The following is a 21149-nucleotide window of genomic DNA, read 5'->3' as shown; positions in this document are numbered from 1 at the left end:
CTTGTCCGTCCACGCCCCGAGGGGGACCTCGTGACCAGCCCCGCCGAGCCCGCGTCCACCGACGCGACGCAGGCCCGCCAGCTGACCAGGCCACTACGCGAACTGGCTGCGCTCGCCCTGCTGGGCGCCAACGCCGTGTTCCTCTTCGTGGGCCTGCTCCGGCTGATCGCCCCGAACGACTACAGCGACTTCACCGACCGCGCGGGCAGCGCCTTCTTCGCGTTCGTCGGGATCGAGGCGGTGGTCCTGCCGCTGCTGGCCGTGCTGCTGGCCACCCACATCTCGCCGGTGCTGCCGAAGGCCAAGCTGATCACCCAGGTGGCCCTCGGCGAGTACGCGGTGAGCGCGCTGTTCGGCACGCTGACCCTGCTGGTCTGGACGGTGGGCCGGCTGGCCGAGGCCGAGGTCCTCGACGCGTTGCTGGGCGTGCTCACCCGGTTCGCCTGGATGGTGATCTTCGCGGTCGCCGCCTGGGTGGTCTTCACGCTCTGGCGCACCCTGTACTACGTGCCCAAGCCCAAGGCGCAGCCGGGCGTGTACGGCCAGCCCCAGCAAGGTTGGCCGCAGCAGCAGGGCGGGTGGCCGGGTCAGCCCGGTGGCCAGCCCCAGGGTGGATGGCCCGCTCCCGGCCAGCCGGGCGGCTACCCGCAGGCGGGTGGTTACCCGCAGGCCGGCCAGTACGGCCAGCCGTCCCCGCCGTTCCAGGCGCCGCAGTCGGCCCCGCCGTTCCCGCAGTCCGGGCCCCCGGCGCACCCGCAGTCCGCGCAGTCGTTCCAGGCACCGCAGTCCGCGCCGCCGTTCCCGCAGTCGGGACCTCCGGCGCACCCCGCCCCCCAGTCGGCACCGCCGGGCCCGGCCGCGCCGCCGTTCGGGCAGCCGCCGTCGGCCGACCCGACGCAGACCATCCCGCGTCAGTCCGCTGCCCCGGCGCCCGGCGACCCGACGTCCGCCGACCCGACCCAGGCGATCCGCCGCCCTACGGACACGGACACCGACCGCACCCAGCACATCAACCCGGGCGAGCACCCCGACCAGCCTCGCTGAGCCAGCGCCAGCGCCAGCAGAGCCGCTCGAACACCGCCGCATCCCTCCGGGGACGGCGGTGTTCGGGTCTTCCTTTGCTCTGCTTCAACCGACGCAACACCCGGTGTCCGGATATCGGACGTGCGGTGTTGCGTCCGTTGAAGCAGAGCAAAGGAGCGGCACGGGGGTGCCTGCCCCTCCCACCGACGCAGCACGTCACCAGGAGCGGGTGCCGTTTCCCACGGTGCGGGCCGGGGCTGGTGGTGCGGGCACGCGCGGCGCATAGGGTGAGTGGATGGTTGATCGCACCCATTCCGGCCCGAGCGAGGCGAGCGTGCGGCGGGCCCTGGGCCGGGCCGCGACCGGGCGGGCCCTCGACGTCGACGAGGCGACCGCGCTGCTCTCCGCCCGCGGTGACGCCCTCGACGAGCTGCTCCGGGTGGCCGGTGGGATCCGCGACGCCGGGCTGCGTGACGCGGGGCGGCCGGGCGTCGTCACGTACTCGAAGAAGGTCTTCATCCCGCTGACCCGGCTCTGCCGGGACCGCTGCCACTACTGCACGTTCGCCACCGTGCCGCACCGGCTGCCGGCGCCCTTCCTCGACCGTGACGAGGTCCTCGCGATCGCCCGTGAGGGCGCGGCGCAGGGCTGCAAGGAGGCGCTGTTCACCCTCGGCGACCGGCCCGAGGAGCGCTGGCCGGCGGCGCGGAGCTGGCTGGACGAGCGCGGCTACGACTCCACACTGGATTATCTGCGCGCCTGCGCGGTGGCCGTGCTGGAGGAGACGGGGCTGCTGCCGCACCTCAACCCTGGCGTGCTGTCCTGGTCGGAGCTGCAACGGCTCAAGCCTGTCGCGCCGAGCATGGGCATGATGCTGGAGACCACCGCCACCCGGCTCTGGTCCGAGCCGGGCGGCCCGCACTACGGCTCACCGGACAAGGAGCCCGCGGTCCGGCTGCGGGTGCTCGACGACGCGGGCCGGGTCGGGGTGCCGTTCACCACGGGCATCCTCATCGGCATCGGCGAGACTCCGGCCGAGCGGGTCGACGCCCTCTTCGCGATCCGTCGCGCCCACCGGGAGTACGGCCACCTCCAGGAGGTGATCGTGCAGAACTTCCGCGCCAAGCCGGACACGGCGATGCGCGGCATGCCCGACGCGGAGCTGCACGACCTGGCCGCCACGGTGGCGGTGGCGCGGCTGCTGCTCGGCCCGAAGGCCCGCATCCAGGCCCCACCGAACCTCATCGCCGGCGAATACGACCTGTTGCTGCGCGCCGGGATCGACGACTGGGGTGGTGTCTCGCCGCTCACCCCGGACCACGTCAACCCGGAACGACCCTGGCCGCAGATCGACGAGTTGGCCCGGCACACCGAACTGGCCGGGTTCACGCTGCGGGAGCGGTTGACGATCTACCCCGAGTACGTCCGTGCCGGCGACCCGTGGCTCGACCCTCGGCTGTCGCCGCACGTGAACGCCCTCGCCGACCCGGATACCGGCATGGCTGTCGAGTCGGCGATGCCGCAGGGCCACCCGTGGCAGGAGCCGGAGGAGGTGTTCGGCGGGCGGACCGACCTGCACGCCACCATCGACACCACGGGCCGGACCGACGACCGGCGCGGCGACTTCGACAGTGTCTACGGCGACTGGTCCGAGGTCGCCGGCAAGGTCACGCCCGAGGCGGAGGCGCGGCGCACGGGCGTACCCCCGGTGGCGGCCGGAAGCGGCGCTGACCGTGACCTGGCTGCCGGGCTGCGGCTGGCGGCGGACGATCCGGCGGCGCTGCTGGAGCCCGGCAACACCGACGCGGCGCTGGCGCTGTTCGGGGCGGACGGCCCGGCGCTGGACGAGCTGTGCCGGCTCGCCGACGACGTCCGCCGTGACACGGTAGGCGACGACGTCACCTACGTGGTCAACCGCAATATCAACTTCAGCAACGTCTGCTACGTGGGCTGCCGCTTCTGCGCGTTCGCCCAGCGTGAGCGGGACGCCGACGCGTACCGCCTCTCGGTCGACCAGGTCGCCGACCGGGCCGAGGAGGCGTGGACGGCAGGTGCCAGCGAGGTGTGCCTCCAGGGCGGCATCGACCCGAAGATGCCGGTCACCGGGTACGCGGACATCGTCCGCGCGATCAAGGCCCGCGTGCCGGAGATGCACGTGCACGCCTTCTCCCCGATGGAGATCGTCACCGCCGCCGCGAAGGCCGGCGTGCCGGTCCGCGAGTGGCTGACCCAGCTCCGTGAGGCCGGGCTGGACACCATCCCGGGCACCGCCGCGGAGATCCTCGACGACGACGTGCGCTGGGTCCTGACCAAGGGCAAACTCCCGGCCGCCGCCTGGGTCGACGTCGTCAGCACGGCCCACGAGCTGGGCATCCGGTCCAGCTCCACGATGATGTACGGCCACGTCGACCACCCCGGGCAGTGGCTGGCGCACTTCCGGGTGCTGGCCGGGGTGCAGGACCGCACCGGTGGGTTCACCGAGTTCGTGGCGCTGCCGTTCGTGCACACGAACGCCCCGATCTACCTGGCCGGGATCGCCCGCCCCGGGCCGACCTGGCGGGAGAACCGGGTGGTGCACGCAATGGCCCGGCTGCTGCTGCACGGCCGGATCGACAACATCCAGTGCTCCTGGGTGAAGCTCGGCGACGAGGGCACCGTGGCGATGCTCCAGGGCGGCTGCAACGACCTGGGCGGCACGCTCATGGAGGAGACCATCTCCCGCATGGCCGGCTCGGGGAACGGGTCGGCGCGTACCGAGGAGCAGTTGCGGGCGATCGCGACGGCGGCCGGGCGACCGGCGCGCAAGCGTTCGACCGCGTACGGTCACGTCCGGCCCTGAGGTCGAACCTTTTCCCGCCGCCGGCCGTACCACGCGGTGCCGGCGGCGGTCGCGGCGAGGATCGCCGCCGGTGTCCCCCGAGGGGCCGGCGGCGTCGGTAGACGGCACCGGACCCGTCCGTCACCGCGGGCGCGTTCGCGCCGCAGCCGGAAAGGTTGCCCATGACCAGTGATCAGCGGAAGCGGCAGTGGCCGCGACTGACCCGCAGGCAGACGTTGACCGCCGCGGCCAGCGCCACCCTCGGCGCCGCCGCGCTCACCGTGCCGGGTCTGTCCGCCGCCCAGAACGCCCCTGGCGCGGCCGCCCGTGCCGACGAGCCGATCGTCGTGCACCTGCGGGACCCCGCCTCCGGAACGATGGACGTCTTCGTCGGCGAGTCCCGGATCGAGGTCCGTGACCGTGGCCTGGCGGACCGGCTGCGGCGCGCCGCCCGGCGTTGACCCGACGCACCACCCCGCCATCCGCCCCCGCCCAGTGAGGTTGGTCCGCCATGTCTTCCCACCGCGAGGCACCGGAGATAGCCAAGGACCCGGTCGCCGACAGCTCCGACCTGTACGCGTTCGTGAGCCCCGACAGGCCCGACACGGTCACGCTGATCGCCAACTACGTGCCGTTGCAACTCCCCTCCGGGGGGCCGAACTTCTTCGAGTTCGGTGACGACGTGCGCTACGAGATCCATATCGACAACGACGGTGACGGCCGTCCGGATGTCACCTACCGGTTCGAATTCACCACCCAGATCACCAATCCGAACAGCTTTCTCTACAACACCGGCCCGATCGACTCGCTTGACAGCGAGACCTGGAACCGGCGGCAGTTCTACAGCCTGACCCGGGTGGCCGACGGCCGGGAGCACCGGCTGGCGCACAAGCTGCAGTGCCCGCCGTGCAACGTCGGCCCGCTGTCCACCCCGAAGTACGCAAACCTGGTCCGGCAGGCCACCTACTCGCTCTCCACGGGGGAGCGGGTCTTCGCCGGGCAGCGCGCCGACGGGTTCTTCGTGGACCTCGGGGCGATCTTCGACCTCGGCACGCTGCGGCCGTTCCAGCAGTTGCACGTGGCCGGCAAAAAGATCTTCAAGGCCGAGGGTGAACCGGTGAACGCCACCGACCGGATGAACGTGCACAGCCTCGCCGTGCAGGTGCCGCTGAACCGGGTGCGGCGGCGCGCCAACAGGTACGGCGCGGGTGACCAGGCGTCGGTGATCGGCGTGTGGACGTCGGCGTCGCGCCGGCAGGTCCGGGTGCTCGGCGACCAGGGTGGGGCGGACACCGCCACCGGCCCGTTCAAACAGGTCTCCCGGCTGGGCAATCCGCTGTTCAACGAGGTCATCGTGCCGATGTCCAAGAAGGACCTGTGGAACTCGCTGTCACCGTCGGAGGACAAGCGGTTCGCAAAGTTCGTCGAGCAGCCGGAACTGGCCGCGCTGCTGCCGGCGCTCTACCCGGACGTCTTTCCCAGCCTGGACCGGCTCACCAAGTCCAAGAAGGCCCGGGCCGACCTGGTGGCGATCCTGCTCACCGGCGTACCCGCCGGGCTGATCGACGGCTTCACCAACGCCACGGGCGACGTGCAGGCCGACATGCTGCGGCTGAACACCGCGATCCCGCCGACCCGTAAGCCGGACCGGTTCGGGGTGCTCGGCGGTGATCTGGCCGGCTTTCCCAACGGGAGGCGGGTCGGCGACGACGTGGTGAGCATCGCCCTGCGGGCGATCGCCGGGGTGACCGTCCCGCTGGTGGACAGGTCGTTCCGTCCGGATGCGGCGGCCGGCGCGGTCACCCCCGGGTTGAGCGCCGCCGACGTGACCGCGCCGTTCCTCGGGAACTTCCCCTACCTGGGTACGCCGTACGACGGGTTCAACAACCCGCCGGCGTCGTCCTGACCGGGGTGGGGGAGCGGCGGATGCACGAGCACACGTACGGGCCGTCGGAGACCGGGACCGTCGTTCTCGAACTGGGCGGCGAGACCGGCGCGCTGATCCTCTACACGGGTCCCGATCTGCACGGCCGGGAGATCGAGATCAGCCGGGGCGACGACCGGCGCGTCCACTCGGCGGTCCGCGAACGCCGGGTGCGGGACGGGTCGTTCCACAGCGCGGTCTACCCGGATCTGCCGGCCGGCATTTATACCGTCTGGTGGGACGAGGGTACGTCCGCCGGCACAGTTTCTGTCCATGGTGGAGCGATAGCCGAGTTCGTATGGCCCACCAGCGGTTTCGGGGCTGCGGGCTGACCTCACCGCACCGTTTCGGCAGGCGCGCCCCGTCCACATCGTGGACGGGGCGTGAATGCTGTCCCTCACTCGACGGGCGGTCTGCGCCGCGCCGCGTTAACCTGTCCCCCACCAAGATCAGCTTGACGGGAGGGGGTCGTCCGATGTGTCTGGCGCCGTCATGGCGGCGACTCGTCGGAGGCGCGCCACGGCAGAAAAGTCGGGCAACTCGCCGGAGAGGGCGTTACTCGGCCGGGGTCTGAATCGATAGGGCAGGTTGCGAGGCTGGACGACCTGAGGGGTCGACCGGGGGTGTCGGGAGGGCGACTCCATTATCAAGTTTGGCTTGACGGCGCACGCATTACACGCGTGTAATTTGAATGGGGTTGTTCGCACGGAACGCAACAAAACGGGACCGGACGGACAAGCACGCCTTTCGCGTGGGGGGTTGCAGCGGCGATGACGCCGGTGCGCGACAAGGAGGCATTTGATGGACGGCCAGCTTGAGGTGGCCGACCTGCTCGGAAACGCGCCGGAGTGGCAGGAGCGGGCGCTGTGCTCGCAGACCGACCCCGAGGCGTTCTTTCCCGAGAAGGGCGGCTCGACCCGCGAGGCGAAGCGAATCTGTTCGCGCTGCGAGGTCAAGACCGAATGCCTCGAATACGCTCTCGGGCACGACGAGCGGTTCGGCATCTGGGGTGGGCTCTCGGAGCGGGAGCGGCGCAAGTTGAAGCGGCGGGCCGCCTGAGCGGTACGGGGTCGGGGCGGTGGGGGCCGCCCGGCTCAGGCCAGCTCGTCGGGGTCGACCCCGAGCAGGTTCGCCACCTGTTCGATGATCACATCGTGGACGAGATCGGCGAGGTCCTCACGGTCCATCGCCCGGAACTCCAGAGGCCGCCGGTACAGCACGATCCGCGGCGGCACCTCCTGCCGGCCCGGGCGGCCGGGGAGCAGCCGGGCCAACGGGACCTCGCCGTCCTCCAACACGTCGGAGTCGTAGACGTTCAGGTCCGGGGGAACGTCCTCGACGGCGAACTCGACTCCGGCCAACTCCTTGGCGAACCGGCGTTCCAGCGTCTCGACGGTGTCCAGGACCAGGTCGTCGAAGACCTCCGCCTTGGTGCGGGCCAGCGGCACCGTCGCCGGCACCAGCCGCCCGCGCAGGCCGCGCCCGTGCCGGTCGCGGTGCGCGCGCCGGCCGGAACCGGGGCGGCGGTGTTCCGGACTCGTCATGAGGCAAAGGGTAGCCCCCACGCCGGGCTGGCCAGCGGCAGCGCCGCACGCGCGGCGCGGCGCGTACCGGACGGGCGAACTGTGATCACCACGACGGGCGTGTCGCAACGCGAAGCGATGCGCCGGACCCGGTAATGGAGATACCCTGCCGCCGTGAGGTCACCACGGCGCTGCTCCCGTAACGGCTGCCCCCGGCAAGCGGTCGCCACATTGACCTATGTCTACAACGAGTCGACGGCTGTGGTGGGCCCGCTGGCGGCCTTCGCCGAGCCGCACACGTACGACCTGTGTGAGCCGCACGCCCGCAGCCTCACCGCCCCCCGGGGCTGGGACGTGGTCCGGCACGAGGGCGAGTTCGAGCCGCCGCCCCCCACCACCGACGATCTGGTGGCGCTCGCCGAGGCGGTCCGTGAGGCCGCCCGCCCGGCCCCCCGCCCGCCGGAGCCCGACCAGCACCATGACAACCCCCACCAGACCGGCCGCCGAGGCCACCTGCGCGTGATCCCTCCGAACCACTGATCCCGGCGGCCGGGCCGTCTCAGAGCCGCGCCCAGGCCTCGGTGAGGACCGTCCGCAGGATCTGTTCGATCTCGTCGAAGTGCTGCTGCTCGGCGATCAGCGGCGGGGCGAGCTGGACGACGGGGTCGCCCCGGTCGTCGGCCCGACAGTAGAGCCCGGCCTGGAACAGCGCGGTGGAGAGGAAGCCGCGCAGCAGTCGTTCCGACTCGGCCTCGTCGAAGGTCTCCCGGGTGGTCTTGTCCTTGACCAGCTCGATGCCGTAGAAGTAGCCGTCGCCCCGGACGTCGCCGACGATCGGCAGGTCGTGCAGCTTCTCCAGGGTGGACCGGAAGGCGTCCTCGTTGGCGCGTACGTGCCCGATGAGGTCCTCGCGGGCGAACACCTCCAGGTTGGCCAGGGCCACCGCGCAGGAGACCGGGTGGCCGCCGAAGGTCACCCCGTGGGCGAACATGCCGGTCTCGGTGAGGAACGGCTCCATCAGCCGGTCGCTGGCGATCATCGCGCCGAGCGGGGCGTACCCCGAGGTGATGCCCTTGGCCGTGGTGATGATGTCCGGCTGGAAGCCGTAGCGCACCGCGCCGAAGTACTCGCCGAGCCGCCCCCAGGAGCAGATCACCTCGTCGGAGACGAGCAGCACGTCGTACGCGTCGCAGATCTCCCGGACCCGCTGGAAGTAGCCGGGCGGGGGCGGGAAGCAGCCGCCGGAGTTCTGTACGGGTTCCAGGAAGACGGCGGCGACGGTGTCCGGCCCCTCCCGCTCGATGGCCCGGCCGATCTCGTCGGCGGCCCAGCGGCCGAACGCCTCGGCGTCGTCGCCGTGCTCGGGTGCCCGGTAGAAGTTGGTGTTCGGAACCTTGATCGCGCCCGGCACCAGCGGCTCGAAGTCGCTCTTGATGCCGGGCAGGCCGGTGATCGACAGGGCGCCCATCGAGGTCCCGTGGTACGCGATGTACCGGCTGATCACCTTGTACTTGTTGGGCTTGCCGGTGCGCTTGAAGTAGGCGCGGGCGAGCTTCCACGCCGCCTCCACCGCCTCGGATCCTCCGGTGGTGAAGAAGACCCGGTTGAGGTCACCGGGGGTGAGTGTGGAGATCTTCTCGGCCAGCTCGACGGCCTTGGGGTGCGCGTACGACCAGAGCGGGAAGTACGCCAGCTCGCCGGCCTGCTTGGCGGCGGCCTCGGCCAGCTCGGTGCGCCCGTGGCCTGCGTTGACGACGAAGAGCCCGGCGAGCCCGTCCAGGTAGCGGCGACCCTGCGCGTCCCGCACGTACGCGCCCTCGCCGCGCACGATTGTCGGCACCTCGCCGGCGGAGTAGCTCGCCATCCGGGTGAAGTGCATCCAGAGGTGGTCGGTGGCGTTGGCCATGTCAGCCCCATCGGTCGTCGGGCCGGTCCAAGGGGTGAAGCCGGCCGCTCTGCCAACGGTTATCGCACAGCCAGGGTCCTTGAGGCAAGTGTTATCAGTGGTGTGACGGACTGACCGCGACGGATTCAGCGCGCGGTGGCGATCTCGGCAACGGATTCCGCATCGTCCGCGCGGCCTGCCGGTAGGGGGTGGGAGGCTGCCGAGCTGCCCCAGATATGGGACACGCGCCTGACACCGCGCCTGCGTTCGCCCACGCCTCGGAAGTTGACCCACTCCGGAACGCACCGGCGAGCGCCGACAGGCACCCGAGCGCCGACAGGCACCCGAGCGCCGACAAGCACGCGAGCGCCGGCGCAAGAACGCGTCAGGCCGTACCCCAGGTGTAGGTCTGCTTGCGCAGCTTGAGATACACGAACGCCTCGGTGGAGAGCACGCCGGGCACCGCGCGTAGGCGTTGCAGGATCTCCAGCAGGTGGTCGTCGTTGCGGCAGACCACCTCGGTGAGCAGGTCGAACGACCCGGCGGTGATGACCACGTAGTCGACCTCGTCCAGCTCGGCGAGCCGGTCGGCCACCGCCTCCAGGTCGCCGTCGGTACGCAGCCCGATCATCGCCTGCCGGGGGAAGCCGAGCTGGAGCGGATCGGTCACCGCGACGATCTGCATCACGCCGGAGTCGAGCAGTCGCTGCACCCGCTGGCGGACCGCCGCCTCGGAGAGCCCGACGGCCTTGCCGATGGTCGCGTACGGGCGGCGGCCGTCCTCCTGGAGCTGTTCGATGATCTGCTTGGCCACGTCGTCCAGCAGAGCGTGATTGGCACCTTCACGGACAGCGACACGTCGGCCGCCGTTGCCGTTCTCGTGCTGCCGGTTTGTCATCGTGCGCTCCCCATGTCCCGGATCGTGATGTCGCGCGTGTATCCCCGCGTAGTCTGGCGTATTTCGTCGTGCATCGCTAATCCCGCAACGGAATCCCTTGTAAGGGAGGTCACCTCATGTCAGGATCAGTCGTCCACGGCACCGACCCCTAGGAGTCGTCATGCGTACTCCCCTCCGGCCCCTCTCCCGGCGTGGACTGCTCACCGGCACTCTCGGTTCGGCCGCCCTGTTGGCCGCGGGCGGTAGTCTCGCCGGCTGCGGCACCAAGGGCGCCCAGCAGACCGAGGCCGGCTGTGTCAGCGAGGACCTGTCCGGCACCGAGAAGAAGCTCGCCTTCTCCAACTGGCCGCAGTACATGGACGTGGACGAGAAGGACGAATCCAAGCGGCCCAGCCTGGACGAGTTCATCACGAAGACCGGCATCCAGGTCACGTACACCGAGGACATCAACGACAACAACGAGTTCTTCGGCAAGGTGCAGAACCAGCTCGCCGCCTGCCAGAGCACCGACCGGGACATCATCGTGCTCACCGACTGGATGGCGGCGCGGATGATCCGGCTCGGCTGGATCCAGAAGCTCGACCCGGCGAAGATTCCGAACGTGCAGGCCAATCTGCTTCCGTCACTGCTCAACCGCTCCTTCGACGCCGAGAACCGGATCTCCATCCCGTGGCAGTCGGGCCTCGCCGGCCTGGCGTTCAACGGGAGTGTCACCAAGGAGCTTCGTACCGTCGACGAGCTGCTCACCCGCCCCGACCTCAAGGGCAAGGTGACGGCGCTCAGCGAGATGCGCGACACCATGGGCCTGCTCCTCGGGTCCAACGGCCACGACCCGGCCAACTTCACGGCGGCCCAGTTCGACGACGCCCTCAACAAGCTCAAGAAGGCCGTCGACTCCGGGCAGATCCGCAAGTTCACCGGCAACGACTACGCACCCGATCTGGCCAAGGGTGACATCGCCGCGTGTATCGGCTGGTCCGGAGACGTCATCCAGCTCTCCAGTGAGAACGAGAAGGTGCGGTTCGTCGCGCCCGACTCCGGCGTGATGCTGTACAGCGACAACATGATGGTGCCCAACAAGGCCACCCACAAGGGCAACGCCGAGGCGCTCATCAACTACTACTACGAGCCGGCGGTCGCCGCGAAGCTCGCCGCGTACGTCAACTACATCTGCCCGGTCAAGGGCGCCCAGGCCGAGATGGAGAAGATCGACCCGGAGCTGGCGGCCAACCCGCTGATCTTCCCCGACGAGGCGCTGCTGTCGAAGTCCAAAGTGTTCATGGCCCTGGACGAGAAGCAGGAACGGGAGTACGAGGGTAAGTTCCAGCAGGTCATCGGGGCGTGACGGGATGGCGCGCGAGACACCCGCAGGCGATCTGCGCCTGGCCGGCCTCACCAAACGGTTCGGCATCTTCACCGCCGTCGACGACCTCAGCCTGACCATCGCGCAGGGTTCGTTCTTCGCGCTGCTCGGCGCGTCCGGCTGCGGCAAGACCACCACGCTGCGGATGATCGCCGGCCTGGAGGAGCCGACAAGCGGCCAGGTGCTGCTCGGCGACACCGACATCGCCCGGCTGCGACCGTACAAGCGGCCGGTCAACACCGTCTTTCAGAGCTACGCGCTCTTCCCGCACCTCAGCATCTTCGAGAACGTCGCCTTCGGGCTGCGCCGACGCGGCATCCGCTCGGTCGACGACGAGGTCACCCGGATGCTGTCGCTTGTGCAGCTCGACGGCTACGGCAGCCGCCGGCCGGCCCAGCTCTCCGGCGGCCAGCAGCAACGCGTTGCGCTGGCCCGCGCGCTGATCAACAGGCCGCAGGTGCTGCTGCTCGACGAGCCGTTGGGCGCGCTCGACCTGAAGCTGCGCCGGCAGATGCAGATCGAGCTGAAGCGCATCCAGACCGAGGTCGGCATCACCTTCGTGCACGTCACCCACGACCAGGAGGAGGCCATGACGATGGCCGACACCGTCGCGGTGATGAACGCCGGCCGGATCGAGCAGCTCGGCGCACCTGCCGACCTCTACGAGTTCCCCGCCACCGCGTTCGTGGCGAACTTCCTGGGCCAGTCGAACCTGCTCGCCGCCGAGGCCGCCGGCACCACCGGCGGCGACGTCGCGGTGACGGCGCACGGCGCGCGCTTCTCGGTGCCCGCCGGCCGGTCGCGCGCCGAGCGGGGTCCGGTCCACCTGGGGGTACGCCCGGAGAAGCTGCATCTGGTCGGCTCCGCCGACCAGGTGCCCCAAGGACATCAGCACGTCACAGGTGTCGTCACCGACGCCTCCTACGTGGGGGTCAGCACGCAGTACCTGCTGCGTACCGGCTGGGGGACCGAGCTGTCGGTCTTCGCCGCGAACAGCGGCGCGCTGGCGCAGGTGCCGGTCGGCAGCGAGGCTGTGGCGTACTGGGATCCGCGGCACGCGTTCCTGCTGCCCCGGGGCGCCGACGACATCGACCGGACGTCGCCGGTGCTCGACGAGCCGGTGGGCGCGTCGTCGTGACCCTCCTGGCCCCCACCCGATCGGGGCAGCCGCCGAGCGTGCCACCGGCAGCCCGGTCCGGGCGGCGCCGGCTCCTGCCGTACCTCCTGCTGTTGCCCGGCGCGGCCTGGCTGCTCATCTTCTTCGGTGTGCCGCTGGTGCAGCTCGCCGCGGCGAGCCTGTACGACCCCAGCGGCTCGCTCTCCACCGGGTACGCGCTGACCTGGGCGTTCGGCAACTACCCGGACGTGCTCCAGGCGTACTGGCCGCAGTTCCTGCGCTCGTTCGGTTACGCCGGCCTGGCCCTGGTGTTGGCGCTGCTGCTGGGCTACCCGTTGGCGTACGCCATCGCGCAGAAGGCCGGCCGGTGGAAGAACCTGCTGCTGGTGTGCGTGGTGGCGCCGATGTTCACCAGTTTCCTGGTCCGCACGCTGGCCTGGAAGACGATCCTGTCGGACAACGGCGCGCTCGTCGGCCTGCTGCGGGACGTGCACCTGCTCGCGCCGGACGGCCGGCTGCTGGCCACCCCGTTCGCGGTGGTGCTGGGCCTGACGTACAACTTCCTGCCGTTCCTGGTGCTGCCGCTGTACGCGAGCCTGGAGCGGCTGGACCCCCGGCTGCTGGAGGCGGCCACCGACCTGTACGCGAGCCCGGCGCAGGCGTTCCGGCGGGTGACGCTGCCGCTGTCCATGCCCGGCCTGGTCGCCGGCACGCTGCTCTTCTTCATCCCCGCCAGCGGTGACTACATCAACGCCGAACTCCTCGGCACCCCTAACGAGTACATGATCGGGAACGTCATCGACTCGGCTTTCCTGGTCCGGCTGGACTATCCGCAGGGCGCCGCACTGTCGTTCCTGCTGATGGCGGCGATCCTCGCGGTGGTCTTCGGCTACCTGCGCAGGGCCGGCACGGAGGAGGTCCTGTGAGCGCGAGGAGTGCAGCGCAGCGGAGCCCCGCAGTCGCGAACGGAAGGCGGCTCTGGTGAGCGCGAGGAGTGCAGCGCAGCGGAGCCCCGCAGTCGCGAACGGAAGGCGGCTCCGATGAGGCTCTCGCGGTGGTTGGCGGACCGCTGGGTGATGATCGTGGCGCTGCTGGTGCTCGGCTACCTGGCGCTGCCGATCCTGGTGGTGGCCGGGCTGTCGTTCAACAGGCCGTCGAGCCGGCTGTCGTACGACTTCAACGAGTTCACACTGGACAACTGGCGTCAGCCGTGTGCCACGTCGGACATGTGCGACGCGGTGGTCCGCAGCGTGCAGATCGGCTTCATCGCCACAGTCGTGGCCACGGTGCTCGGCACCCTCATGGCGTTCGCGCTGGTCCGGCACCGCTTCCGGGGCCGGTCCGGGGTCAACGTGCTGATCTTCCTGCCGATGGCCACCCCCGAACTGGTGATGGGCACGTCGCTGCTGGCCCTGTTCGTGTCCGCAGGGGTGCCGCAGGGCTTCTGGACGATCGTGATCGCGCACGTGATGTTCTGCGTGTCGTTCGTGGTGGTCACCGTGAAGGCGCGGCTCGCCGGGATGGACCGGCGGCTGGAGGAGGCCGCCATGGACCTCTACGCCAACGAGTGGCAAACCTTCAGGCGGATCACCCTGCCGCTGGTGCTGCCCGGCATCGTGGCCGCGGCGCTGCTGGCGTTCTCGCTGAGCTTCGACGACTTCATCATCACGAACTTCAACGCCGGCACCACAGTCACGTTCCCGATGTACGTCTGGGGCGCCGCCCAGCGGGGCATCCCGCCGCAGGTCAACGTCATCGGCACTGCCATGTTCGCGATCGCCCTGCTGCTTGTCGGGCTCAGCTCGCTGCGCGGCAGGCGGGAACGCCGCGCCAACCTGCTGGCCGGTACGGCCTCGGTTCGCCGGCCGTCATGACAGTCCCGCAGGTCGGCCGGGCGCTCGCCGACGCGGTGCCCCTGCCGTACTGGCTCGACCGACCGGAACGCCCCGACCCGCTGCCGCCGCTCACCGGCCCGCGGGACGCCGACCTGCTGGTGATCGGCGGCGGGTACGGCGGACTCTGGGCCGCGCTGCTGGCCAAGCAGGCCGACCCCGACCGTGACGTGCTGCTCGTCGACGCCGGCACCTGCGGGTGGGCGGCGTCCGGACGCAACGGCGGGTTCTGCGCCGCCTCGCTCACCCACGGGCTGGCCAACGGCGTCGACCGGTTCCCCGACGAGGTCGGCGAACTGGAACGCCTCGGCCGCGCCAACCTCGACGCCATCGCCGCCACCGTCGACGAGTTCGGCATCGACTGCGACTTCGAACGCACCGGTGAGCTGGCCGTCGCCGTCGAGCCGTACCAGCTCGACGGGTTGGCCGCCGACGCGGAGTTGGCCCGCAGGTACGGCCACCGGGTGCGGCTTCTGGACCGCGACGAGGTACGCGCCGAGGTCAACTCGCCGACGTACCTGGGTGGGATGATCGACGCTGACCGGGTCGCCATGGTGGACCCGGCGAAGCTGGCATGGGGCCTCCGCCGCGCCTGCCTCGACCTGGGCGTACGCGTGCACGAACACACCCGGGTCACCGGCCTGCGTGCCGACGGCGCGGCACTGCACGCGGCGACCGCCGGCGGGCCGGACGCCGCTCCCGGCTCGGTGCGGGCTCGGCGGGTCGTGCTGGCCACCAACGCGTTCCCGCCACTGCTGCGCCGCCTGCGGGCGTACGTCGTGCCGGTCTACGACCACGTGCTGATGACCGAACCACTCACCCCCGCCCAGCGGGACGCGATCGGCTGGCACAACAGGCAGGGGCTGGCCGACACAGGCAACCAGTTCCACTACTACCGGATCACCGCCGACGGGCGGATCCTCTTCGGCGGCTACGACGCCGTCTACCACTACGGCAACCGGGTCGCCCCCGAACTGGAACAGAACCCGGCCACCTTCACCACCCTCGCCCAGCACTTCTTCACCACGTTTCCGCAGCTCGACGACGTGCGCTTCAGTCACCGCTGGGGCGGCGTCATCGACACCTGCGCCCGGTTCTGCCCGTTCTTCGGCACCGCGTACGACGGTCGGCTCGCGTACGCGGCCGGCTACACAGGCCTCGGTGTCGGGGCCACCCGCTTCGGCGCCCGGGTGCTGCTCGACCTGCTCGACGGCGGGAACACCCCGCTGACCCGGCTCGACCTGGTCCGCCGCAAGCCCCTGCCGTTCCCGCCGGAACCCGTGCGTGCGATCGGCATCAACCTCACCCGCTGGTCACTGGCCCGCGCCGACGCGCGCGAGGGCCGGCGCGACCTCTGGCTCCGTACTCTCGATCGTCTCGGTTTGGGGTTTGATTCCTGATGCGTGTCCTGCTCGTCGGCGCCGGTGGCGTCGGCTCCGCCGCCGTAGCCATCGCCGCCCGACGGACCTTCTTCGAGACCATGGTCGTCGCCGACCACGACCCCTCCCGCGCCGACCGCGCGGTCGCCGGGCACGGCGACCGGTTCGTCGCCGCCCGCGTGGACGCCTCCGATGCCGACGCGGTCGCCGCGCTGTGCCGGGAGCACCGGATCACCCACGTGCTGAACGCCGTCGACCCGCGCTTCGTCCTGCCCATCTTCGAGGGCGCGTTCGCGGCCGGCGCTGACTACCTGGACATGGCGATGTCGCTGTCGCACGCCGACACCGGCGTGAAGCTCGGCGACGACCAGTTCGCGCAGGCCGAAGCCTGGGCGGCCGCCGGCCGGCTGGCGCTGTGCGGCATCGGCGTCGAACCCGGCCTGTCCGACGTGTTCGCCCGCTACGCCGCCGACGAACTCTTCAGCCAGATCGACGAGATCGGCGTCCGGGACGGGGCGAACCTCACAGTCGACGGGTACGACTTCGCGCCCTCGTTCTCCATCTGGACCACAATCGAGGAGTGCCTCAACCCGCCTGTCATCTGGGAGGCCGACCGGGGCTGGTACACGACCGAACCGTTCTCCGAGCCGGAGATCTTCCACTTCCCGGAGGGCATCGGGCCTGTCGAGTGCGTCAACGTGGAGCACGAGGAGGTGCTGCTCATTCCGCGCTGGGTCAAGGCCCGGCGGGTCACCTTCAAGTACGGCCTCGGCGACGAGTTCATCGGGGTGCTCAAGACGCTGCACAAGCTCGGCCTGGACGCGGTGTCCCCGGTGCGGGTACGCGGCGTCGACGTGTCCCCGCGCGACGTGGTGGCCGCCAGCCTGCCCGACCCGGCCACCCTCGGCGCGCGGATGCGCGGCAAGACCTGCGCCGGCACCTGGGTACGTGGCCTCGGCCCCGACGGGCAGCCCCGGGAGGTCTACCTTTACCACGTCGTCGACAACGAATGGTCGATGCGGGAGTACGGCCACCAGGCGGTGGTCTGGCAGACTGCCGTCAACCCGGTCGTCGCGCTGGAACTGCTCGCCACCGGGGCGTGGGCCGGTGTCGGGGTGCTCGGACCCGAGGCGCTACCCCCGATCCCCTTCCTCGACCTGCTGACCGACTACGGGTCGCCATGGGGCATGGAGGAGCGCTGAACCCCGCCGTCTGACGGCATCCCGACAGGACCCCAGCCGTCGTCGCCGGACTGTCGCAACGCGGGTCGATACGCGAGGAAATGCGCTTTTGTCCGCAGGGCAGCCGCACGATCGGCCGTGCCAGACCAACCCGACAGGCCACCGCAGGGTGTCGCATCGTCGTCCACGACATCGCCCAGCGATCACCCCCGCGGAGCGAACGACGCCTGTGACAGGCGTGCCGGTGGATATTGCACACGGTGTTTGCGACGACACTCATCGCCGTGACGATGCAACCACCGCCGAATCCCGGCCCGCCGTTCAGTCCCGGACCCCCACCGACTGCCGCGCCGAACTGGTTCCACCGCGCAAGCCCTGCCCGCCGGGCCGCCGTCATCGTCGGCTCGATCACCCTGTCGGTCCTGCTGCTCTGCTGCACCGGCACCGCCATCATCGGCGCCCTTGACGGTGAGCCGGAGCCGAGCCGTACCGGCACCGCCGCCGAGGCGCAGCAGCCCATCGTGGCAGCCCCCGCCGAAGGTCCCGCGCAGACCGAGTCGGTGCCGGACCCCGCGACGGCCACCACCCCGCCCGCCCCGACCCTGTCCAGTGCCGCGCCCGCGCCTGTCGTCCAGGTGACGACGGTGACCGAGCGGGCCACGATCCGGTACGGCGAGCGGACCGTCAAGGACTCGTCGCTGGCCGAGGGGAAGCGGGTCGTCCGGACCAAGGGCGTGAACGGTGTGAAGACCCTGACGTACGAGGTGACCACCACCGACGGCGTGCCGACGGCCAAGAAGCTGGTCAAGTCCGTGGTGACGAAGCAGGCGGTGACCCAGGTCGTCGCCGTCGGCACCAAGAAGCCGCAGTCGTCGAAGTGCGACCCGAACTACACCCCCTGCGTCCCGATCGCCAGCGACGTCGACTGCGCGGGCGGCAGCGGCAACGGCCCGGCCTACGTCAGCGGAGTCGTCAAGGTGATCGGCACCGACGTCTACGACCTGGACCGCGACAACGACGGCTACGGCTGCGACTGATCCGCCCGCTCAGCCTCGCGTCGATCATGGAGTTGTGGTGGCCGATCCGTGCCATTTCGAGGCATCTATCCGGCACCACAACTCCATGATCGACCCGGTGGGTGGGTCGGGGCGCGTAGCACGGTCGGGGCCCTCTTGGGCGTTGTGCACAGGGGCGGTGGTTGTCCACAGGGCGTTGGGTCGGGGTGGCAGGCTTCCGGCTTGGTGCTGCAGATTCCTGCGACATGGCAGAGCGTCTGTATCGATACTCGGAGCTGCTCGCCGCGGGCCTGAGTCGGGAACAGGTGCGCAGGCTGGCTGACAGGTCCCGACTGCACCGACTGTCGCGGAGCGTGTATGCGCCCTCGGGCGATCCGGCTCGGCACCTTCCGGCGATCTTTCGACGGTTGCCGGACACCGCCGTTGTTGGCTTCCACACCGGTGCGCAGCTGCACGGTTTCGGAGACGCCCGCAGCTCCGACGTGCACATAATCGCGCCGGCAGGGGAGCGGGTGCCGCATATTCGCGGGGTCGTCGCCCACGAGGCGGTGCTGCCGGTACGCGACCCGGTGGTTCTGGCTGGAGTGCCGTGTGCGCCCGCTGCCCGGTGCGCGGTCGACCTCGCCCGATCATTGTGCCGGCTGGACGCGATGCCACTTCTGGATCTGTGTCTTCGCTCAGGCGCGTGTCGACCCGAGGACCTTCTGGTTGAGGTCGCTCGGCACGAGCGCCTGCGTGGCATCTGCCAGGCGCGGGATCTGGTGCCGCGGGCGGACCCTCGTGCGGAGTGCCGGCAGGAGAGTCAGCTTCGCATGGTCATGATCGACGTTGGACTGCCCGCGCCGGAGCCGCAGATCTGGGTCCCGGACAGCAACGGGGTGCCGCTCTACCGCCTCGACCTTGGCTATCGGAAGCGCCGAGTCGGTGTCGAGTACGACGGATCGTCCCACCTGGACCGTGACCGCCTCCGCCGCGATCGATCCCGGATGAACTGGTTATCCGCTCACGGCTGGCAGATGCGTCACTTCACCGATGTGGACCTCTACCGCCGCCCCAGTCACATAATCGCCACCCTGACCCCCCTCCTTCACCCCTAAACCCGCCGTTTGCTCCAACCCGCCGCCCCTACGCCTCCCTTGGCCCAGCTTTCGCCGTCGATCATGGAGTTGTGGTGCCTCGCAAAGGGTGCATTAACGCATCTTCTCCCCACCGCGACTCCATGATCGACGCGGCGGGGCGGGGGACTGTCAGGGAGCGAGACGCGAGCGGATGAGGAAGCGGACTCCTTCGGGTGCCTCCAGGGAAAAGCCACTGCCTCTGCCCGGCACCACGTCGACGGTCAGCGTGGTGTGTTTCCACAGCTCCCACTGGGACGTCGACATCCAGAACTCGACAGGTTCGGACACCCCGTCGACCGAGAGCGAGGCGAGCAGCACGTCGGACGAGCCGGTGCGGAACTCACCCGCCGGGTAGCACATCGGGGCACTGCCGTCGCAGCAGCCGCCGGACTGGTGGAACATCAGCGGCCCGTGCCGCCCCCGCAGCGACCTGATCAACTCGGCCGCCGCGGGGGTGAGTGAGACCACGGACATCAGAAGAAGCCGAGCTTCTGCGTGGAGTAGCTGACCAGCAGGTTCTTTGTCTGCTGGTAGTGCTCAAGCATCATCTTGTGGTTCTCCCGGCCGATGCCGGACTGCTTGTACCCGCCGAAGGCGGCGTGCGCCGGGTACGCGTGGTAGCAGTTCGTCCAGACCCGCCCGGCCTGGATGGCCCGCCCGGCCCGGTACGCGACGTTCATGTCCCGGGTCCACACGCCCGCGCCCAACCCGTACAGGGTGTCGTTGGCGGTCTTGACGGCGTCGTCGAGGTCGGCGAAGGACGTCACCGAAACCACCGGGCCGAAGATCTCCTCCTGGAAGATGCGCATCGAGTTGTCGCCCTCGAAGATGGTTGGCTCGACGTAGTATCCGCCGGACAAGTCGCCGCCCAGGTCCACCCGTGATCCTCCGGTCAGTACCCGGGCGCCCTCCTGCCGACCGATGTCCAGGTAGGACAGGATCTTCTCGAGCTGGTCGTTGGAGGCCTGCGCGCCGATCATCGTCTCGGTGTCCAGCGGATGCCCGGCCACGATAGCCTTCGTGCGTTCCACGGCCGCGGCCAGGAAGTCGCTGTAGTGGCCCTGCTGGATCAGCGCCCGGGACGGGCAGGTGCACACCTCGCCCTGGTTGAGCGCGAACATGGTGAAGCCTTCGAGCGCCTTGTCGTAGAAGTCGTCGCGGGACGCGCTCACGTCGTCGAAGAAGATGTTGGGGCTCTTGCCGCCCAGTTCCAGGGTGACGGGTTTGATGTTCTCGCTGGCGTACTGCATGATCAGCCGCCCGGTGGTGGTCTCACCGGTGAACGCCACCTTCGCCACCCGGGCCGAGGACGCCAGGGGCTTGCCGGCCTCCACGCCGAAGCCGTTGACGATGTTGAGCACGCCCGGCGGCAGCAGGTCCGCCACGAGCGACAGCCAGTAGTGGATGGACGCGGGGGTCTGCTCGGCCGGCTTGAGCACCACGGCGTTGCCGGCGGCCAGAGCGGGCGCCAGCTTCCAGGTGGCCATGAGGATCGGGAAGTTCCACGGGATGATCTGCCCGACCACGCCGAGCGGCTCGTGGAAGTGGTACGCCACGGTGTCGTCGTCGATCTCGCCGAGGGAACCCTCCTGGGCCCGGATCGCGCCGGCGAAGTACCGGAAGTGGTCGATGGCAAGGGGGATGTCGGCCGCCAGTGTCTCCCGGACCGGCTTGCCGTTCTCCCAGCTCTCGGCGATCGCGAGGGATTCCAGGTTGTCCTGCATGCGGTCGGCGATCCGGTTGAGGATCAGCGCCCGCTCGGCCACCGAGGTACGCCCCCAGGCGTCGGCGGCGCCGTGCGCGGCGTCCAGGGCCTTCTCGACGTCCGGGGCCGTGCCCCGGGCCACCTCGGTGAAGGTCTGACCGGTGACCGGGGTGGGGTTCTCGAAGTAGCCACCACCGTGCGGCTTGACGTACTCGCCGCCGATGAAGTGGTCGTAACGGGACTGCCAGTGGGTGGGCGCGTCGTAGCGCGTCATGGTTACCTCCGCCGTCGTGGTGCGGGTGTGCCG

The 21149-nt window shown here is 70.2% G+C and carries 20 protein-coding genes; 15 read left to right on the top strand and 5 right to left on the bottom strand.

Annotated features, from left to right (window positions below; translation table 11 throughout):
- Positions 1 to 30 precede the first annotated feature (30 nt).
- From ACZ6N8_RS02265 to ACZ6N8_RS02240, 6 genes are all read left to right on the top strand, one after another.
- A complete protein-coding gene (locus ACZ6N8_RS02265) occupies positions 31 to 1044 on the top strand; it encodes a hypothetical protein (RefSeq protein ID WP_466006966.1) in 1014 nt (337 codons plus the stop codon).
- A 274-nt stretch (positions 1045 to 1318) separates the two neighbouring features.
- Positions 1319 to 3862 (top strand): bifunctional FO biosynthesis protein CofGH, encoded by a 2544-nt coding sequence (locus ACZ6N8_RS02260; RefSeq protein WP_466006965.1) that lies wholly within the window; start codon positions 1319 to 1321, stop codon positions 3860 to 3862.
- Between the two features lie 161 nt (positions 3863 to 4023).
- Positions 4024 to 4302: a hypothetical protein gene (locus ACZ6N8_RS02255; protein ID WP_466006964.1), complete on the top strand. Its 279-nt coding sequence runs from the start codon at positions 4024 to 4026 to the stop codon at positions 4300 to 4302.
- A gap of 50 nt (positions 4303 to 4352) precedes the next feature.
- Positions 4353 to 5747, top strand: coding sequence for a DUF4331 domain-containing protein (locus ACZ6N8_RS02250; protein WP_466006963.1), 1395 nt, complete (start codon positions 4353 to 4355; stop codon positions 5745 to 5747).
- Between the two features lie 20 nt (positions 5748 to 5767).
- A complete protein-coding gene (locus tag ACZ6N8_RS02245) occupies positions 5768 to 6097 on the top strand; it encodes a phospholipase (protein ID WP_466006962.1) in 330 nt (109 codons plus the stop codon).
- A 469-nt stretch (positions 6098 to 6566) separates the two neighbouring features.
- Positions 6567 to 6824 carry a WhiB family transcriptional regulator gene (locus ACZ6N8_RS02240; RefSeq protein ID WP_007455784.1) on the top strand — a complete coding sequence of 86 codons (258 nt, stop codon included), beginning with the start codon at positions 6567 to 6569 and terminating at the stop codon, positions 6822 to 6824.
- Positions 6825 to 6859: 35 nt separating this feature from the next.
- On the opposite strand, the gene ACZ6N8_RS02235 is transcribed toward ACZ6N8_RS02240, so the two are convergent.
- Complete coding sequence (locus ACZ6N8_RS02235; RefSeq protein ID WP_074316962.1) at positions 6860 to 7309, bottom strand: metallopeptidase family protein; 450 nt, start codon at positions 7307 to 7309, stop codon at positions 6860 to 6862.
- Positions 7310 to 7462: 153 nt separating this feature from the next.
- Here ACZ6N8_RS02235 and ACZ6N8_RS02230 point away from each other — a divergent pair, with 153 nt between their 5' ends.
- Complete coding sequence (locus ACZ6N8_RS02230) at positions 7463 to 7828, top strand: DUF3499 domain-containing protein (protein WP_387111965.1); 366 nt, start codon at positions 7463 to 7465, stop codon at positions 7826 to 7828.
- Between the two features lie 19 nt (positions 7829 to 7847).
- On the opposite strand, the gene ACZ6N8_RS02225 is transcribed toward ACZ6N8_RS02230, so the two are convergent.
- Both ACZ6N8_RS02225 and ACZ6N8_RS02220 read right to left on the bottom strand, forming a co-directional pair.
- Complete coding sequence (locus tag ACZ6N8_RS02225; protein WP_466006961.1) at positions 7848 to 9194, bottom strand: aspartate aminotransferase family protein; 1347 nt, start codon at positions 9192 to 9194, stop codon at positions 7848 to 7850.
- A gap of 364 nt (positions 9195 to 9558) precedes the next feature.
- Positions 9559 to 10071, bottom strand: coding sequence for an Lrp/AsnC family transcriptional regulator (locus ACZ6N8_RS02220; RefSeq protein ID WP_203177830.1), 513 nt, complete (start codon positions 10069 to 10071; stop codon positions 9559 to 9561).
- Between the two features lie 160 nt (positions 10072 to 10231).
- On the opposite strand from ACZ6N8_RS02220, the gene ACZ6N8_RS02215 reads away from it, so the two are divergent.
- From ACZ6N8_RS02215 to ACZ6N8_RS02180, 8 genes are all read left to right on the top strand, one after another.
- Positions 10232 to 11416: a polyamine ABC transporter substrate-binding protein gene (locus tag ACZ6N8_RS02215; protein ID WP_400307135.1), complete on the top strand. Its 1185-nt coding sequence runs from the start codon at positions 10232 to 10234 to the stop codon at positions 11414 to 11416.
- Positions 11417 to 11420: 4 nt separating this feature from the next.
- Positions 11421 to 12572 (top strand): ABC transporter ATP-binding protein, encoded by a 1152-nt coding sequence (locus ACZ6N8_RS02210; RefSeq protein WP_466006960.1) that lies wholly within the window; start codon positions 11421 to 11423, stop codon positions 12570 to 12572.
- On the top strand, positions 12569 to 13477 hold the full coding sequence (locus ACZ6N8_RS02205; protein WP_466006959.1) for an ABC transporter permease: 909 nt from the start codon (positions 12569 to 12571) through the stop codon (positions 13475 to 13477). Before ACZ6N8_RS02210 ends, ACZ6N8_RS02205 begins: the two co-directional genes overlap by 4 nt.
- Before the next feature lie 114 nt (positions 13478 to 13591).
- Positions 13592 to 14425: an ABC transporter permease gene (locus ACZ6N8_RS02200; RefSeq protein ID WP_364367801.1), complete on the top strand. Its 834-nt coding sequence runs from the start codon at positions 13592 to 13594 to the stop codon at positions 14423 to 14425.
- Entirely contained in the window at positions 14422 to 15843 is a 1422-nt protein-coding gene (locus tag ACZ6N8_RS02195; RefSeq protein WP_466006958.1) for an NAD(P)/FAD-dependent oxidoreductase, read from the top strand. The genes ACZ6N8_RS02200 and ACZ6N8_RS02195 overlap by 4 nt, the downstream gene beginning before the upstream one ends.
- Positions 15843 to 17024 (top strand): saccharopine dehydrogenase family protein, encoded by a 1182-nt coding sequence (locus ACZ6N8_RS02190; RefSeq protein WP_466006957.1) that lies wholly within the window; start codon positions 15843 to 15845, stop codon positions 17022 to 17024. Before ACZ6N8_RS02195 ends, ACZ6N8_RS02190 begins: the two co-directional genes overlap by 1 nt.
- A gap of 269 nt (positions 17025 to 17293) precedes the next feature.
- Positions 17294 to 18040 (top strand): G5 domain-containing protein, encoded by a 747-nt coding sequence (locus ACZ6N8_RS02185; RefSeq protein WP_466007285.1) that lies wholly within the window; start codon positions 17294 to 17296, stop codon positions 18038 to 18040.
- Positions 18041 to 18264: 224 nt separating this feature from the next.
- Positions 18265 to 19116, top strand: coding sequence for a DUF559 domain-containing protein (locus ACZ6N8_RS02180; RefSeq protein ID WP_466006956.1), 852 nt, complete (start codon positions 18265 to 18267; stop codon positions 19114 to 19116).
- 150 nt (positions 19117 to 19266) lie between these two features.
- Here the strand turns inward: ACZ6N8_RS02180 and ACZ6N8_RS02175 are convergent, their stop codons facing one another.
- Entirely contained in the window at positions 19267 to 19611 is a 345-nt protein-coding gene (locus ACZ6N8_RS02175) for a DUF779 domain-containing protein (protein WP_466006955.1), read from the bottom strand.
- Positions 19611 to 21116 carry an aldehyde dehydrogenase gene (adh, locus tag ACZ6N8_RS02170; protein ID WP_466006954.1) on the bottom strand — a complete coding sequence of 502 codons (1506 nt, stop codon included), beginning with the start codon at positions 21114 to 21116 and terminating at the stop codon, positions 19611 to 19613. Before adh ends, ACZ6N8_RS02175 begins: the two co-directional genes overlap by 1 nt.
- Positions 21117 to 21149: the final 33 nt, after the last annotated feature.

It is taken from the genome of Micromonospora sp. NPDC047521 (assembly GCF_055587305.1).
The sequence above is the reverse complement of the archived record's forward strand: the minus strand, read 5'-3'. Positions and strand labels throughout refer to the sequence as shown.